A 14,728-nucleotide genomic window follows, 5' to 3' on the forward strand; every position below is an offset into this window, starting at 1 on the left:
CCTTTCGGGGTGACGCAGGAGAGGCGTCAGCGCAGCTTGTTGAACAGCGACATCGACTGCATCTGCGAGAAGATCGTCTGTGCCGCCTGCAACGCGGTGCTCTGCAGCTGGTACTGGCTCAGCGCATCGGCGTAGTCCAGGTCGCGCATCTGCGACAGCGTGGTCTTCAGGGTCACGCCATTGGCCTCGCGCATGTCGGCGGCATTGTCCAGTGCCTTCAGCTGCGCGCCTCCCGCAGCGCGCGAATCGATCATCCGCTCGGACGCACGCGCCACGTCGCGCAGTGCGCTCTGCAACTGGTTCTGCTGCGCGGCCATCTGTGCAGGGGTGCCAGTGTCGGCGCCCAGCGCGGCCACCAGGTTGTCCATGGTGGAGAAGATGTCGCGGCTGCTGGCCGCCTGCACGTTGAAGCTGTCGCCGGCTGCCGGCGCGCCGGTGATGCGCAGGCGCACACCGTTCACTTCCAGGTCGTCGCCGGCCTTGTAGGTGCCGGTGCCGGTCACGTTGCCCGCACCGTCCACCACCTCGTACTGGGTGCCGGTGGTGAAGCGCACGCTGAAGCCCTGGCCGTTCCAGCTGTCGCTGCCGTCGCGGGTGATGTTGGTCAGCACGCCGTTGCCGGTGTTGCCGGCCGCGGCGCTGCCGTCGACGAAGCCATCGCCGGTGGGAATGCGCATGAAGATCTCGCTGCCGGGCAGCGCGTCCTTCACGTAGGTGTCCGGCCCGACTTCGACCTGGCGCTGGGTCTGGTCGCCACGGTAGACCACCTTGCCGTTGATCTTGGCAAACGGCGGGTCGCCGTCGTTGGTGCCACCAAACACGTAGCGGCCGGTGCCATCATCGGCGTTGGCCAGTGACAGCAGGCCGTCGCGGATCTGGTTGACCTCGGTGATCAGCGTCTTCTTGTCCGCCGCGCTCAGCGCCGGGTTGCTGGCCTGGATGGTCAGATCGTTGACGCGCGCCATCAGCTCGTTGACCTGCGCCAGGGTGTTTTCCTGCACGCCCAGGCGGTTCTGCACGTTGCCGGCATTGAGCTTCATGCGGTCCAGTGCGGCCAGGCTGCGGTCAAGGCCGACCGCAGTGCCGGCAGCCACCGGATCGTCCTTGGCGCTGACGATCTTGCTGCCGGTGGCGATCTGCTGCTCCAGGTGGCTGAGCTTGGCCTGCTTGGCCATCATCAGCGAGACCGACTGGTTGAACATCATGCTGGTGGAAATACGGCTGCTCATCGACGGACGGCTCCCAGGATGGTCTGGAACATGCTGTCGGCGGTCGAGATCAGCTGTGAGGCGGCCTGGTAGGCCTGCTGCAGGCGCAGCATGTCCGCCGCTTCCTCGTCCAGGTTCACGCCGGAGACTTCGTCGCGGGCTTCCTGCGCTTTGTCATTGATCACCAGCTGCGCGTCGAGCGAATACTCGGCCGAGCGGGCGGCGGCGCCGACCTGGGTGGTCAGGCCCCCCAGCGCACCATTGAGTGTCACCGTTCCGGCGTTGAAGGCCTTTGCGCTTTCCACCTTGGCCAGCTTCGACGCGTTGCTGTTGTCCGACGAGCCGGCCGGGGTGGGGGTGATGTTGAACGTGTCGCCCACCTTCGGCGCACCGTCCAGCACGAAGCTCCAGCCGTTGGCACTGATGGTCTGGCCCGGCGTATAGGTCTGCGGCGGGCCACCGTCGATGGTGTAGGTGGTGGCCGAGGTGAACACGATCGCTGCCGGATTGCGCAGGTTCGCGTGGGTCGAATCGGTGACGGTGACACCGCTCAGCTTGCCGGTGCCGGTGTTGGCGGTGGCCGCTGCACCCTTGACGGCGGCGGCTGCGGCGATGCGCGACGGATCGGTGATCGCCATTTCCAGGCTGCCGGCCACCCCCGCGGTCGGCTGCAGCAGGAAGCGGTCGTTGGCCGCCGGCGTGCCGCCGACCACCAGCTGCACGCCGTTGATCACCAGCGGATCGCCGGCGGTGCCGGTGCCGGTGAGCGGGATGCTGGCGCCGGTGTCGGCACGGCTGGCCTTCCAGGTGGTGCCATCGAACTGCAGCACCACGTTCTGCGCGTCCAGCTTGCCCAGGTCGCCATAGGTTGCGGTCAGGGTGCCGGTGCCGCTGTTGCTGTTGTTGGCGGTGACGCGCGGGTTGCCGATGTTGAAGAAGTCCCCACCCATCTGGCCATACAGGTCCACGCCCTGGTGGTGCACCTGGTTGAAGCTCTCGGCCAGGCCCACCGCCAGCTTGCCCAGTTCGGCCTGCGCCGGGGTCAGCACGGTGTCGCGGAACTCCAGCAGGCCACCGATCTGGCCGCCGACTGCCTTCGGGTCGAGGCGGATGGTGTTGCCCTGGGTCTCCAGCGCCAACTGCAGGCGCTCGGGCTGGTACGGGTCGGCCACGGTGGTGACCTTGGTCGCGGTGGTACCGACCACCAGCGCGTTGCCGCCGGCGGTGTAGACATTCATGATGCCGCCGTCCTGGATCACCGCCGTGCCACCGGTGTAGCCGATCAGCTGGGTGATCAGCTGGTCGCGGCGGTCGAGCAGGTCGGGCGCCGCGGTGGCGACGTTGGTGCCGATGGCGCCGTTGATCTGGGCGATCTCCTGCGCCAGGCGGTTGACCTCGGTGGCACCGGCCAGCAGGCCGTTGTTGACCTCGCTGTTGAGGTTGTTCAGGTGCGTGTTGAGCTGCACGAAGCGGTTGGCCAGGGCTTTGCCACCGTCGAGCATGTTCTGGCGGTCGGCGGTGCCGGCCGCGTTCGACGACAGGCCACTGACCGAATCGAAGAAGTTCGACCAGACGCCAGAGACATTCGTGGCCGCATCGGAGAACAGCGCGTTGACCCGGTCGGCCATGCCCGAAAGCTGTTTCAGGCGCGCCAGTTCACCGCTGCTGTCGAGCAGGCGCGAGATCGCCAGCTGGTCGGCGGTGCGGCGGATGTCGGTGATCCGGGTGCCGTTGCCGACCGTGCCATAGCCGTAGTTCTGCGGGTCGGCGGTGGCGAAGTTGACCTTCTGCCGGCTGTAGCCGGGCGTATTGAGGTTGGCCACGTTGTGGCTGGTGGTCGCCAACGCACGCTGGAAGGCGAGCAGGGCACCGGTACCGGTGGAAAGTACGCTGGACATGGGGTTCCTCAACGACGGGTGATACCCAGCGCCGCGGTCGCGGTGCTGGCGAAGGTCTGGCCAAGGCGCGAGCCGGCGTCGGTCACGGCCGCTACGGCACGCTCGATGGTCGGGCCACCGGCAATCGCGGCGATCTTGGCTGCATAGCGCGGGTCGGTGGCATAGCCGGCGCGCTGCAGGCCACGGGCGAAGCCCTGCACATCGGTGCCGGCCTGCAGGGCCTGCTGGTAGCGCGGGCTGGTCTTCAGCAGGCGCACATAGTCGGCAAAGCTCTCGGCGGGCGAGCTGTAGGCGCGGAAGCTGGCGGTTTCGTTGCGGCGCACGCCATCCACGTACTCGTGGGTGCCGGCTTCAACGCGCTGGCCGCTCCAGCCGGTGGCCTTGATGCCGAACAGATTGTGCGAGGTGCTGCCATCGGACTGGCGGATGTGGCGCTTGCCCCAACCGGTTTCCAGTGCTGCCTGCGCCACCAGCGCCCGGGCATCCACACCCAGTTCCCGGGCTGCGCTCTGCGCGTGCTGCCAGATGCTGGCGACGAAACCCTCCGGGGTGTGCTCGCCGAGCTGGGCGACGGCGGTCCGGGTGGCCAGCGCGTCGGCCGGGCTGACGGCGGTGCCGCGGTTGCTGGCCGTGGCCGACCATTGATCGTTGTTGGCGGCCCAATCCTGGCCCTGCAGGCTGCCCATGTACGGATCCTCGGTGCCGAGCGAGCGATGCAGGCCGCTGCTTTCGCGGCCGGCGATCAGGTCCAGCGCCTGCTCCATCGGTGCCAGCGCGGCCTGCGCACCGTGCTGTGCGCCGGCCGCCATCTGCTGCAGCATGCGCACGGCCTGGCTGCCATCTTCCAGCGGCAGCGACGGTGCCGGCTTGTCCGGCGCGTTGAGCTGGTAGGCGCGGCTGGCCTTGGCCGGATCCACGCGGGTATCCAGCGCCGGGCCGTCGGCGGCCTGGCCGGACAGCTGGCGGCTGATCATGCCCGACAGCCCCAGGCCCTTGCCGCGGGTCATCGCCTCGGCGATCTTCTGGTCGTACATGTCGCGGAACATCTTGTTCTCGCCGGGAAACAGCGAGTCGCCGAAGCTGGCATCGCGCATGCTCTTGACCAGCATCTGCGCGAACTGGCCTTCCAGCTGGCGTGCGACCTTGTCGATCTTCGCCGGATCGTTCTGCTGCGCCGGGTGCAGGTCGAATGCGGGATTGATGCGCATGTCAGATCACCTCGAGCTCGGCACTCAGTGCGCCGGCCTGCTTCAGGGCTTCCAGGATCGCGATCAGATCACCCGGTGCCGCACCCACGGCGTTCACCGCGTGCACGATCTCGTCCAGGGTGGTGCCGCCGCTGAACTTGAACATGCGGCTGCCGTCATTGGTGGCGGTGATGGTCGACTGCGGGCTGGCGACGGTGCGGCCGCCGGACAGGGCATTGGGCTGGCTGACATTGGTGTTTTCCTGGATCGTCACCGTCAGCGAACCATGCGAGATCGCGGCAGGGCCGACCCGTACCTGCTGGCCGATGACCACCGTGCCCGTGCGCGAATTGACCACGACCTTGGCCGGCGCGCTGCCCGGGGTCAGTTCCAGGTTCTCGATGCGCGCCAGCAGGCCGATGCGCGCGCCCGGATCGGTCGGCGCAGTGACCGCGACCGTCACGCCATCGATCGCCCGCGCGGCGCCTTCGCCGAACGCGTTGTTGAGCGCGGCGACCATGCGCGAGACAGTAGTGAAATCGTTGTTGTGCAGGTTCAGGGTGATGTCACCGCCGTTGGCCAGCGGATCGGGCAGGGCGCGTTCAACGGTGGCGCCGTTGGGAATGCGGCCGACGCTGGGCACGTTCACCGAGACGCGCGAACCATCCTTGCCCTGCGCACCGAAGCCGCCGACGATCAGGTTGCCCTGCGCGATCGCATAGATCTGGCCATCGGCACCGCGCAGCGGGGCCATCAGCAGCGAGCCGCCGCGCAGCGACACCGCGTTGCCGATCGAGGACACGGTGATGTCGATCGGCTGGCCCGGCTTGGCGAACGGCGGCAGCTCGGCATGGATCGCCACCGCCGCCACATTCTTCAGCTGCGGGTTGACGTTCGGCGGCACGTTCACGCCCAGTTCGCCGAGCAGGTTCTTCAGGCTCTGCACGGTAAAGGGCGCCTGGCTGGTGCGGTCGCCACTGCCATCCAGGCCGACCACCAGGCCGTAGCCCACCAGGGCATTGCCACGCACGCCGCCGACCTGGGCCAGGTCCTTGATGCGTTCGGCGCTGGCCGGGGGAGCCACGACCAGCAGCATCAGCGCGACGAACGACGCGACGCGGCGCTGCCAGGAAGAAGAGGAGAAGAGTTTCATGGCCATACTCAGAACGGCGTCAGGCCGGAATTGAAGAAGCGGCTCAGCCAGCCCATCGCGTTGGACTGCGCGACCGGCCCGCGGCCGCCGTAGACGATGCGGGCCTCGGCCACGCGGCTGGAAGGAATGGTGTTGTCCTGGCTGATGTCGCCCGGGCGCACGATGCCCTGCACCTGCACCAGTTCATCACCCTGGTTCAGTCGCAGGTTCTTCTGCCCCTGCACCACCAGGTTGCCGTTGGGCAGGCGCTGGATCACCGTGACGGTGACGCTGCCCTGCAGGCGGTTGCTCTGCGCGCTGTTGCCCTTGCCGGTGAAATCGCGCTTGCCTGCTGCGGTGGCGCTGAGGATGTCCTTGCCGCCCAGGGTGACCGGCGCGCCGAGGATGGACGGCGTGCCCAGGCTCAGGTTCGATTCCTTGTTGGTGGCGGTGTTGGCACTGGTCTGCGCGGTGGTGTTTTCCAGCAGGGTGATGGTCAGCAGGTCGCCGACATCACGTGCGCGGCGGTCCGAGTACAGCTGCAGGGTGGGACCGGCGGCGTAGATCGCGCCGGCGGTCGGCGCGGCCTGCGGCGGCATGATCGGCTGGATCGGTGCCATCGCCGGGTAGGGGCGCACGTCGCCCGCGATCACGCAGCCACCGAGCAGGGCGACCACGGCGCAGGCGAGGGCAGTGCGGGCGAAGTTGGAAATGGGCGACATGGCGGTTTCCCGGTTGGGCCGGTCAGATCTTGTTGTTGAGATAGCCGAGCATCGAGTCGGTGGTGGAGATCGCCTTGGCGTTCATTTCGTAGGCGCGCTGGGTTTCGATCATCGACACCAGCTCTTCGACGACGTTGACGTTGCTGCCTTCCAGCGCGCCCTGCACCACGGTGCCGAGGCCGTTCAGGCCGGGGTTGCCGTTCTGCGCCGGGCCCGATGCCGTGGTTTCCAGGAACAGGTTCTCGCCACGCGCCTGCAGGCCGGCCGGATTGACGAAGTCGGTCAGGGTCAGCGCGCCCACTTCCACCGACGCCGCGTTGTCGGCCATCTTCACGCTGATGGTGCCGTCGCTGCCGATGGTGACCGACTGCGCACCTTCAGGAATCTGGATGCCCGGCTGCACCGGGTAGCCGCTGTTGGTGACCAGTTCGCTGTCCTGGTTGATCTTGAACGAGCCATCACGGGTATAGGCCGAGCTGCCGTCGGGCATCTGCACTTCGAAGAAGCCGCGGCCGTTGACCATCACGTCCAGCGCGCGGCCGGTCTGCTGCTGGCCGCCCTGTTCGAAATTCTTGGCGGTGGCGACCACGCGAACGCCGGTACCGAGCTGCAGGCCGGTCGGCAGCTGGGTCTGCGCCGACGAAGAGCCGCCGGGCTGGCGTACCTGCTGGTACAGCAGGTCCTCGAAGCTGGCACGGTCCTGCTTGAAGCCGGTGGTGTTGGTGTTGGCGAGGTTGTTGGAAACCACCGACATGCGCATCTGCTGCGCATCCAGTCCGGTTTTCGCGATCCACAATGCCTGGTTCATCTTCGGTGTCCTGTCTGGGTGAAGCCGGCCGCGCGATGCGGCCCCTGGTAACGGGTGTGCAAGCGGTGTGCCAGCGCCGCGCCCGGGCGGCGCCGGAAATCCGTCAGCTGCCCAGGCGCAGCAGGCTGTTGGCACTGCGCGCGTTGTCGTCGCCGTGCTTGATCACCTGCACCTGCATTTCGTACTGGCGCTGCAGCTGGATCATCTGCACCAGCGCACCGGCGGCATCGACGTTGCTGCCTTCCAGCTGGCCGCTGTGCACGGCCGTGCCCTGCGCCGGGGCGAACGGCTGGCGCGGATCGGTGTTGCGGAACAGGCCATCCAGGCCGCGCTCCAGGCGCTCGTCCGGGGCCTGCACCACCTTGATCCGGCCGATCTGCGCCATCGTCTGCGGGCCTTCGCCCTGCGGGATGATCGAGATCGTGCCGTCGCCGCCGATCTCCATCGCCTGGTAGGGCGGAATGGCGATCGGGTTGTTGTTGTCATCCAGCACCGTGCGGCCGCCGGAGGTCACCAGCTGGCCGTTCGGCGTCACCGACAAGGCTGCGCCGCGCGTGTACGCTTCGCTGCCGTCGCTGGCCTGCACGGCCAGCCAGGTGCCGCTCTGCAGCGCGAGGTCCAACGGCTTGCCGGTGATGTGCTGCGCGCCGGGCCGGCGGTTGAAGCCGGCGTCGACGTGCAGCGCATCCACCCGCGAGGCAAAGCCCGGGCCGCGGATCGGGAAGGCTTCGGTGTTGGCCAGCGCTTCCTTGAAGCCGGGGGTGTCCGAGTTGGCGAGGTTGTGGCTGAGCGTTCCCTGCGCCTGCAGGGAGGCGCGGGCACCGGTCATCGCCACGTAAAGGGCTTTATCCATGCGGGGAGTTCCGTGACAGGGTCAGCAGCTCATCAACGGATGTTGATGACGGTCTGGGTGATCTGGTCCTGGGTGGTGATCATCTGCGCGTTGGCCTGGAAGTTGCGCTGCGCGGTGATCATGTTGACCAGCTGCTCGGTGAGGTCGACGGTGGACGCTTCCAGCGAGCCGGCCTGGATCTTGCCGAGGTTGGAGGTGTCCGGCATGCCGGTGCGCGGCGTGCCCGATTCGAAGGTCTCCACCCACAGGTTGTTGCCCTTCGATTCCAGGCCCTGCGTGTTGTTGAACGTGGTCAGCGCGACCTGGCCCAGCGGCTTGTCGTCGCCGTTGGAATAGCGGGCGTAGACCACGCCGGATTCGGAGACGGTGATTTCATTGAGCTTGCCGGCGGCGTAGCCGTCCTGCTGGGTGTTGCGCAGCGCGAACTTCTCGCCGTACTGGGTCGAGCCGCTGATGTCCAGCGTCATGTTCAGCTGGCCGGCGCCGGTGGTGGGGGTGAAGGTGCCGAGGCTGACCTTGCCGTTGGCCGGGACGGTCAGCTTGCCGCTGTTGTCGAAGGTGACCGCAGTCGGGGTGCCGGCGGGCTGGCCATCGACGTAGTTGTGCACGGTCCATTCGTTGGGGTTGGCGCCCTTGACGAAGTACGAGACCTGGATGTGGCTCACGCCCAGCGAGTCGTACACGGTGATGCCACCGCTGGAATGGTTGTAGCTGTTGGAATCGGCCGGGTCGAAAGTCGCCACGGTCGGCTGCTTGGCATTGGCCGGCAGGGTGAAGCCAACCTTCACTTCGCTGGTCTGCTTCGGCGGGCTGTCGGTGGTCAGCAGCTGCAGGTCGACCAGGCGACCGGCATCGAAGTTGGTGCCGTCGGCATTCGGCGCGAACACCTGCAGGCGCGCGCCCTGCGGGTTGACCACGTAGCCGGCCGAATCGGTCTGGAAGTTGCCGGCACGCGAGTACACACGCGAACCGTTCATGTTCATGGTGAAGAAGCCCTCACCGGAGATGGCCATGTCCAGGCTGCGCCCGGTCTGCTCGTTGTGGCCCTGGATGAACTGCTGGGCGACGTTGGAGACGCGCACGCCCGAGCCGGTCTGGTTCTTCGACAGGCCATAGCTGGTGGAGGCGAACAGATCGGCGAACTCGGCGCGCGACTGCTTGAAGCCGGTGGTGTTGACGTTGGCGACGTTGTTGGCGGTGACGCTCAGGTCGGTGTTGGCGGCATTGATGCCGGACAGCGAGACATTGAAGCCCATGGGATGCTCCTGGTTGATGCGGGATGTGCGGCTCAGCTGACGCGGAGCACGTAGTCGATCGGGGCCGTGCCCAGGCCCTTGAGGTTCAGGTACAGGCCGTCGGAACCGACGGTCACGCTCTCCACCGGCGCCTGCACGTAGGTGGACAGCTTGGTGCTCTTGCCGGCGGTATCGACATGGTTGGCGACGATGGAGTACTTGCCCGGCTCCATGCGCTTGCCGTTGGCGTCCTTGCCGTCCCACTGGAAGGCGGTTTCGCCGGCGGCCGTGGCTTCCACGCTCAGCGAGGTGACCTTGGCGCCGTTGGCATCGGTGATGTCCACGGTGATGATGCCGGCCGACGGTGCTGCCACCGTGCCTTCGACACTGCCTTCCTTCTCCAGCACCAGCTTTTCCGACGGGACCAGCACCTGGTGGCCGACCAGCGCCGCACCACGCAGCACCTGGTCACTGGCCATCGATTCCTGGAAGCCCTTGACCGTCTTGTTCAGATCGGTGATGCCCTGCACGGTGGACATCTGCGCCATCTGCGCGACCATCTGCGTGTTGTCCATCGGCTTCAGCGGATCCTGGTGCTGCAGCTGCTCGGTCATCAGGCGCAGGAAATCGGCCTGGTCGAGCGTGTTCTTCTTTTTCGTGGCGTTGCTGTTGGGGGCGTTCAGGCCCAGCGCGGAGTACACATCCTGGCTGGTCTGGTTGTTGACGGCGGTGGTCATGGCGGTATCCGGTGCGGCGGGCCTCAACGGCCCATGGTCAAGGTGGCCAGGGCCAGTTCCTTGGCGGTGGTCAACATCTCCACGCCGGCCTGGTAATTGCGCGAGGTCGAGATCAGGTTGACCATCTGTGCGACCGGATCGACGTCGGGCTGGTAGATGTAGCCGTCGGCGTCGGCCAGCGGGTGGCCCGGCTCGTAGCGCTTGATCGGCGCGGCCTCGCTCTGGGTGATCTCCTTCACTTTCACCGAGGTGATGTTCGGATCGTCCTTGCTGGTGACGGCCTGGAAGATCGGTTCCAGCGGCTTGTACACGGCGTCGGCGGAACCGGCGACGGTGTCGGCGTTGGAGAGGTTGGAGGCGATGGTGCTCATGCGCACCGACTGCGCCTGCAGCGCGGAACCGGCGATATCGAAGATCGGCAGGTTGCTCATGGCTTATTGCCCCGTGATCGCGGTCAGCATGGAACGCACCTTGCTCTCGACGAAGCTGAGCGAGGCGCGGTATTCCAGTGCGGCGCGGCCATAGGCGGCACGCTCGGCATCCGGATCGACGGTGTTGCCGTCCAGGCTGGGCTGCACGCCTTCGCGCGCGATCTGGAACGGGTTCAGGCCACTACTGATCTCGTAGTGCTGCTCATGGGTGGTGGCCATCAGGCCGTTGGCATCCTGCCCCTGGGCGTGGCGCAGGGCGGCATCGAAGTCCAGGTCCTGGGCCTTGTAGCCGGGCGTATCGGCATTGCCGAGGTTGCTGGCGATCAGCTTCATCCGCTGTTCGCGCAACGGCATGGCCTGGGCGTGGACGCCCAGGTAGTCGGAAATCAGGTTGCGCACGGTGCACTCCCACGGGAACGTTGCCCGGGAAGCTGCAAGGGGTGTGCCAAATTCGAGAGGGTAGTGCCGGCCGCTGGCCGGCTCCCCGATGGATCTGCGGTTGCCGGCCAGCGGCCGGCACTACCGGATCAGTGGCTGTCAGGCCGCCATCGCCACCTTGCGCAGGCGGTCCAGCACGAAATCGGCCAGTTCGTGCGGCGAGTACTTGGCGACAAACGCGTTGGCGCCGACGCGCTCGACCATGGCGTTGTTGAATACGCCCGACAGCGAGGTGTGCAGCAGCACGTACAGGCCGGCCAGGCCCGGGTGGCGCCGGATTTCCGTCGTCAGCGTATAGCCGTCCATGGCCGGCATCTCGATGTCGGAGATGACCATGGCGTAGCGCTCAGCCGGGTTCTCGCCGGAGGCGTGCACCTGCAGCAGGTGGTCCAGTGCCTGCTTGCCGTCGGAGAGCAGGGTGGCGCCCACGCCCAGCTGGTCCAGCACGCTGCGGATCTGCTGGCGGGCCACGCGCGAGTCGTCCACCACCAGTACCTGCAGCTGCGGCCCGTCGGACGGCATGGCCATCGCCGGGTCCAGCACCGCTTCGCCGCGCACCTGGGCGATGTCGGCCAGCACGCTTTCCACGTCGATCACCTGGATCAGTTCGCCCTGGAAGCGCGTCACGGCGGTCAGGTAGCTGGATTCGGCGCCAAGTTCCGGCGGCGGGTGGATGTCCTCCACCGCGATGTTGACGATGCGCTCGACGCCGCTGACCAGGAAGCCCTGGATCGAGCGGTTGAACTCGGTGACCACCAGGTAGCCCGGCGAGGTATCCGCATCGGGCTCGCGTTCGGGGTGGCCGATGGCCAGGCCCAGGTCCAGCACCGGCACCGAGCGGCCACGCACGTCGGCCACGCCGGCGAACTGGCTGGGCAGCCCGGGCACCTGGAACAGCTCCGGGCGCCGCAGGACTTCCTGCACCTTGAAGACATTGACGCCAAAAAGCTGACGTCCGCCGAGACGGAACAGCAGCAGCGCCAGGCGGTTGTGGCCGGCCAGTCGGGTCCGCTGGTCGATCCGGTTGAGCAGGTCATGGGACATGGCTGCTGTATCGGCGTGGCAGTGGCGGAACTTGAGGGCGTTCTGCCGCCCGCGAGGCCCGCACCGCGTTTGTAGAGTCGACTGTCAGTCGACTCTACCCATCCGGTCGCATCCCCATCCCGGATCCGATCAACGGGCCCCGGCGCTCTGGCACACCCCTTGCACGCTGCTGGGCCAGATCCCATCGACAGGAGGCACCATGCGCCGGGTCACATCGCTGTTCGCCATCGCGCTCGCCCTGGCCGCGCCGTGGGCGGGCGCCGCGGACTGGCAGCCGGTGGCCAGCATCCGCACTGCGGCGCTGTCGACCCTGCCGGCCGGCAGCGAAGGCGAGGCCCAGGTGGCCGATGCGCTGCGGCTGCCGAAATGCGGCGGTGCGTTGCAGGTGCAGCCCACCGCCAACACCACGGTGGAGGTCAGTTGCCCCGATGCCGGCGGCTGGCGGCTGTTCGTGCCGGTGAAGGTGCGGCGCAACCAGACCGTGCTGGTGCTCAACCGCGGAATCGGCACTGGAGAAACCCTCACGGCCGCCGATATCACTACTGCCCAGCGTGACGCTGCCCGGATTGCCGGTGCGGTGCTGTCCGATCCGAATGCTGCGCTCGGCCGCATTGCCCGCCGTCCGTTGCAGGCCGGAGCCCTGCTGTCGAACAACGATCTGGTGGTCCAGCGTCTCATCAAGCGAGGAGACAATGTGGCCCTGGTTTCGCGTCGCGGCTCGGTCGAGGTCCGCATTGCCGGCCGCGCGATGGGTGATGCCGGTGAGAACGAGCGGGTCTCGGTGGAGAACCTGTCCTCGCGGCGGATCGTGCAGGGCACGGTCGACGCCGCAGGTGACGTAATCGTGGCGCGTTGATTTACCGCAAAATATCCCTAAAGATCACGGCCCTGCGGCCGTTATCCCTTGTGAACGGCAACTCCAGGACACCCCATGAGCCAGAAAATCGACGGCAACCTGCAGGTCCCCCAGGCCCTGCGCAGCGTGACGACCCCGGCCACCAAGCCCGGTGTCAGCACCGATGCGGCGGCACGCCCGGTCGAGGCGGCCGACAGCCTGCGCCTGACCGGCGAGGCCACCAACCTGCAGGCGATCGAGCGTGAGCTGACCACCGCCCCGGCGATCGACGCCCAGCGCGTGGCGGCCGTGCGCGAGTCGCTGCAGAACGGCACCTACAAGATCAATCCGGACGCGATCGCATCGCGCATGCTCGATCTGGACCAGCAGCTGCGCGGATGACTGCGGCGATGAGCGAGCCGCTGCAGCGTCTCGCCCAGGCCCTGGACGTTGAGCGCCAGGCCCTGGTCGAGCACGACGTGCACGCCCTGATCCGTGCCACCGGTGCCAAGCTGGAAGCGCTGCGTGCGCTGGAAGGCGCGCCGCCGGTGGGCGAGGGCGAACAGCTGCAGGAGCTGGCCGAGCGCAACCGCGCCAACGGCGTGCTGCTGGCGCGCCGCCGCCGCGAAGTGAACTGGGCACTGCGCCAGCTCGGCCGCACCGAAGACGCCTCGGCCTATGACGCCAAGGGCCAGTCGCATACGGTCAGCATCGGCCGGCCGCTCGCCGTCGCCTGACGCGACGGCGATTCCACACTGCCTCCCTGCGGGCTGAACCCCGCTGCATGACCGCGTATATTGGGCGCCTGTTCGAACGCCCGAGTCGCCGTGTCCGCTGCCAACGCCCTGGTTACCGCCCCCCTCCCGCCGCAGCCGGTGCTGCAGGCCCTGCTTGAGCGCCTGCGCGAGGGCCTGCTGCTGTTCACTGAAGACGGGCAGGTGGCCTTGGCCAACCCGGCCGCGCAGAACCTGCTGGCCAGTGGCGAGCACGGTGGCCTGCCGCCGCCGCAGCGCCTGCGCGAACTGCTGCCCCCCGATGCGCTGGAACATGCACGCCAGCATGGCCACTGGAATGGCAGCCTGCCGCTGGGCGAGGGCGTGGTCATTGCCCACCTGTACCACCACGGCCCGGTCGGCGAAGGGCATTTCCTGGCCCTGTTCCGCCACATCGAGGGCCAGGAAGATTACGAACGCGAACTGCAGCAGCGCCACGCCGAGCTGCGCCAGGCCTACCTGCGCCTCAATGGCACCCAGGAGAAGCTGCTGCAGTCGGAGAAGATGGCGTCGATCGGCCAGCTGGCCGCCGGCGTCGCGCACGAGATCAACAACCCGATCGGTTACGTGCACTCCAACCTGGGCAGCCTGCAGGAATACCTGCGCAGCCTGTTCACCGTGATCGAAGCCTACGAGCGCGCCCTGCGCGCGCCGGACCCGAAGGCGCTGATTCCGGAGATCGACGATATCCGCGACCGCCTGGACATCGATTTCATCAGCCGCGATCTGCCGCAGCTGATGGCCGAATCCCGTGAGGGCATCGAGCGGGTGACACGCATCGTGCGTGACCTGAAGGACTTCTCGTACTCTGGCCGCGACGAGTCGTGGAAGCTGGTCGACCTGCACGCCGGCCTCGAGTCGACCATCAACATCATCTGGAACGAACTCAAGTACAAGGTCACCCTGGTGCGCGAGTTCGGACAGCTGCCGCTGGTGGAGTGCCTGCCGTCGGAGTTGAACCAGGTCTACATGAACCTGCTGCTCAACGCCGGCCATGCCATTGCCGAACGCGGCACGATCACGGTGCGCACCGGCGTGGAGGGCGATCACGTGTGGGTCGAGTTCGAAGATACCGGCGGTGGCATCTCGCCGGAACTGCGCCAGCGCATCTTCGATCCGTTCTTCACCACCAAGCCGGTGGGCAGTGGCACGGGCCTGGGCCTGTCGATTTCCTACAGCATCATCAACAAGCACCATGGCCGCATCGACCTGGACAGCACCCCGGGCGTGGGTTCGCGCTTCCGCGTCGTGCTGCCGATCAAGCAGCCGCGCTGACCGCTTCCGGTCGTGCCGGCCGCTGGCCGGCAACCTCATTGAACCGGACACCCAGAGCAGCCGGCCAGCGGCCGGCTCTACCCGGGGCCAATCGGTAGTGCCGGCCGCTGGCCGGCAACCTCATTGAACCGGACACCCAGAGCAGCCGGCCA

At 67.4% G+C, this 14,728-nt stretch carries 16 protein-coding genes; 4 read left to right on the forward strand and 12 right to left on the reverse strand.

Annotated features, from left to right (window positions below; all coding sequences use genetic code 11):
- Positions 1-26: 26 nt before the first annotated feature.
- The 12 genes from flgL to AC5P9I_RS20985 form a co-directional block, all read right to left on the reverse strand.
- Positions 27-1,229, reverse strand: a complete 1,203-nt coding sequence (gene flgL / locus AC5P9I_RS20930) for a flagellar hook-associated protein FlgL (protein ID WP_053463212.1) — start codon at positions 1,227-1,229, stop codon at positions 27-29.
- Positions 1,226-3,106, reverse strand: coding sequence for a flagellar hook-associated protein FlgK (gene flgK / locus AC5P9I_RS20935; RefSeq protein WP_064238486.1), 1,881 nt, complete (start codon positions 3,104-3,106; stop codon positions 1,226-1,228). The genes flgL and flgK overlap by 4 nt, the downstream gene beginning before the upstream one ends.
- 8 nt (positions 3,107-3,114) lie before the next feature.
- On the reverse strand, positions 3,115-4,314 hold the full coding sequence (flgJ, locus tag AC5P9I_RS20940; protein ID WP_049467799.1) for a flagellar assembly peptidoglycan hydrolase FlgJ: 1,200 nt from the start codon (positions 4,312-4,314) through the stop codon (positions 3,115-3,117).
- A gap of 1 nt (position 4,315) precedes the next feature.
- Positions 4,316-5,452 carry a flagellar basal body P-ring protein FlgI gene (locus tag AC5P9I_RS20945; protein ID WP_049467797.1) on the reverse strand — a complete coding sequence of 379 codons (1,137 nt, stop codon included), beginning with the start codon at positions 5,450-5,452 and terminating at the stop codon, positions 4,316-4,318.
- 2 nt (positions 5,453-5,454) lie between these two features.
- Positions 5,455-6,147: a flagellar basal body L-ring protein FlgH gene (gene flgH, locus AC5P9I_RS20950; protein WP_049467794.1), complete on the reverse strand. Its 693-nt coding sequence runs from the start codon at positions 6,145-6,147 to the stop codon at positions 5,455-5,457.
- Between the two features lie 22 nt (positions 6,148-6,169).
- Positions 6,170-6,955 (reverse strand): flagellar basal-body rod protein FlgG, encoded by a 786-nt coding sequence (flgG, locus tag AC5P9I_RS20955; RefSeq protein ID WP_005416457.1) that lies wholly within the window; start codon positions 6,953-6,955, stop codon positions 6,170-6,172.
- A gap of 103 nt (positions 6,956-7,058) precedes the next feature.
- Positions 7,059-7,808, reverse strand: coding sequence for a flagellar basal body rod protein FlgF (locus AC5P9I_RS20960; protein WP_049467791.1), 750 nt, complete (start codon positions 7,806-7,808; stop codon positions 7,059-7,061).
- Positions 7,809-7,840: 32 nt separating this feature from the next.
- Positions 7,841-9,064 carry a flagellar hook protein FlgE gene (flgE, locus tag AC5P9I_RS20965; RefSeq protein ID WP_049467789.1) on the reverse strand — a complete coding sequence of 408 codons (1,224 nt, stop codon included), beginning with the start codon at positions 9,062-9,064 and terminating at the stop codon, positions 7,841-7,843.
- A 32-nt stretch (positions 9,065-9,096) separates the two neighbouring features.
- Positions 9,097-9,780: a flagellar hook assembly protein FlgD gene (locus AC5P9I_RS20970; protein WP_049467786.1), complete on the reverse strand. Its 684-nt coding sequence runs from the start codon at positions 9,778-9,780 to the stop codon at positions 9,097-9,099.
- A 23-nt stretch (positions 9,781-9,803) separates the two neighbouring features.
- A complete protein-coding gene (gene flgC / locus AC5P9I_RS20975; RefSeq protein ID WP_049467783.1) occupies positions 9,804-10,211 on the reverse strand; it encodes a flagellar basal body rod protein FlgC in 408 nt (135 codons plus the stop codon).
- A gap of 3 nt (positions 10,212-10,214) precedes the next feature.
- Positions 10,215-10,610 carry a flagellar basal body rod protein FlgB gene (gene flgB / locus AC5P9I_RS20980; protein WP_049467779.1) on the reverse strand — a complete coding sequence of 132 codons (396 nt, stop codon included), beginning with the start codon at positions 10,608-10,610 and terminating at the stop codon, positions 10,215-10,217.
- A gap of 138 nt (positions 10,611-10,748) precedes the next feature.
- Positions 10,749-11,693, reverse strand: coding sequence for a chemotaxis protein (locus AC5P9I_RS20985; RefSeq protein ID WP_049467776.1), 945 nt, complete (start codon positions 11,691-11,693; stop codon positions 10,749-10,751).
- A 199-nt stretch (positions 11,694-11,892) separates the two neighbouring features.
- On the opposite strand from AC5P9I_RS20985, the gene flgA reads away from it, so the two are divergent.
- The 4 genes from flgA (at position 11,893) to AC5P9I_RS21005 (ending at position 14,576) form a co-directional block, all read left to right on the forward strand.
- Positions 11,893-12,549, forward strand: a complete 657-nt coding sequence (gene flgA / locus AC5P9I_RS20990; protein ID WP_049467774.1) for a flagellar basal body P-ring formation chaperone FlgA — start codon at positions 11,893-11,895, stop codon at positions 12,547-12,549.
- Positions 12,550-12,624: 75 nt separating this feature from the next.
- Positions 12,625-12,930, forward strand: a complete 306-nt coding sequence (flgM, locus tag AC5P9I_RS20995; RefSeq protein WP_049467771.1) for a flagellar biosynthesis anti-sigma factor FlgM — start codon at positions 12,625-12,627, stop codon at positions 12,928-12,930.
- A complete protein-coding gene (locus AC5P9I_RS21000; protein WP_049467768.1) occupies positions 12,927-13,265 on the forward strand; it encodes a flagella protein in 339 nt (112 codons plus the stop codon). The genes flgM and AC5P9I_RS21000 overlap by 4 nt, the downstream gene beginning before the upstream one ends.
- Before the next feature lie 90 nt (positions 13,266-13,355).
- Complete coding sequence (locus AC5P9I_RS21005; protein ID WP_049467822.1) at positions 13,356-14,576, forward strand: ATP-binding protein; 1,221 nt, start codon at positions 13,356-13,358, stop codon at positions 14,574-14,576.
- Positions 14,577-14,728 lie beyond the last annotated feature (152 nt).

The organism is Stenotrophomonas sp. YJH_SMC_29 (genome assembly GCF_059371235.1).

What these genes read in the sequence shown, in the direction of transcription:
- flgL (WP_053463212.1), bottom strand. Translation starts at nt 1,229, where the DNA reads ATGAGCAGCCGTATTTCCACCAGCATGATGTTCAACCAGTCGGTCTCG.
- flgK (WP_064238486.1), bottom strand. Translation starts at nt 3,106, where the DNA reads ATGTCCAGCGTACTTTCCACCGGTACCGGTGCCCTGCTCGCCTTCCAG.
- flgJ (WP_049467799.1), bottom strand. Translation starts at nt 4,314, where the DNA reads ATGCGCATCAATCCCGCATTCGACCTGCACCCGGCGCAGCAGAACGAT.
- AC5P9I_RS20945 (WP_049467797.1), bottom strand. Translation starts at nt 5,452, where the DNA reads ATGGCCATGAAACTCTTCTCCTCTTCTTCCTGGCAGCGCCGCGTCGCG.
- flgH (WP_049467794.1), bottom strand. Translation starts at nt 6,147, where the DNA reads ATGTCGCCCATTTCCAACTTCGCCCGCACTGCCCTCGCCTGCGCCGTG.
- flgG (WP_005416457.1), bottom strand. Translation starts at nt 6,955, where the DNA reads ATGAACCAGGCATTGTGGATCGCGAAAACCGGACTGGATGCGCAGCAG.
- AC5P9I_RS20960 (WP_049467791.1), bottom strand. Translation starts at nt 7,808, where the DNA reads ATGGATAAAGCCCTTTACGTGGCGATGACCGGTGCCCGCGCCTCCCTG.
- flgE (WP_049467789.1), bottom strand. Translation starts at nt 9,064, where the DNA reads ATGGGCTTCAATGTCTCGCTGTCCGGCATCAATGCCGCCAACACCGAC.
- AC5P9I_RS20970 (WP_049467786.1), bottom strand. Translation starts at nt 9,780, where the DNA reads ATGACCACCGCCGTCAACAACCAGACCAGCCAGGATGTGTACTCCGCG.
- flgC (WP_049467783.1), bottom strand. Translation starts at nt 10,211, where the DNA reads ATGAGCAACCTGCCGATCTTCGATATCGCCGGTTCCGCGCTGCAGGCG.
- AC5P9I_RS20985 (WP_049467776.1), bottom strand. Translation starts at nt 11,693, where the DNA reads ATGTCCCATGACCTGCTCAACCGGATCGACCAGCGGACCCGACTGGCC.
- flgA (WP_049467774.1), top strand. Translation starts at nt 11,893, where the DNA reads ATGCGCCGGGTCACATCGCTGTTCGCCATCGCGCTCGCCCTGGCCGCG.
- flgM (WP_049467771.1), top strand. Translation starts at nt 12,625, where the DNA reads ATGAGCCAGAAAATCGACGGCAACCTGCAGGTCCCCCAGGCCCTGCGC.
- AC5P9I_RS21000 (WP_049467768.1), top strand. Translation starts at nt 12,927, where the DNA reads ATGACTGCGGCGATGAGCGAGCCGCTGCAGCGTCTCGCCCAGGCCCTG.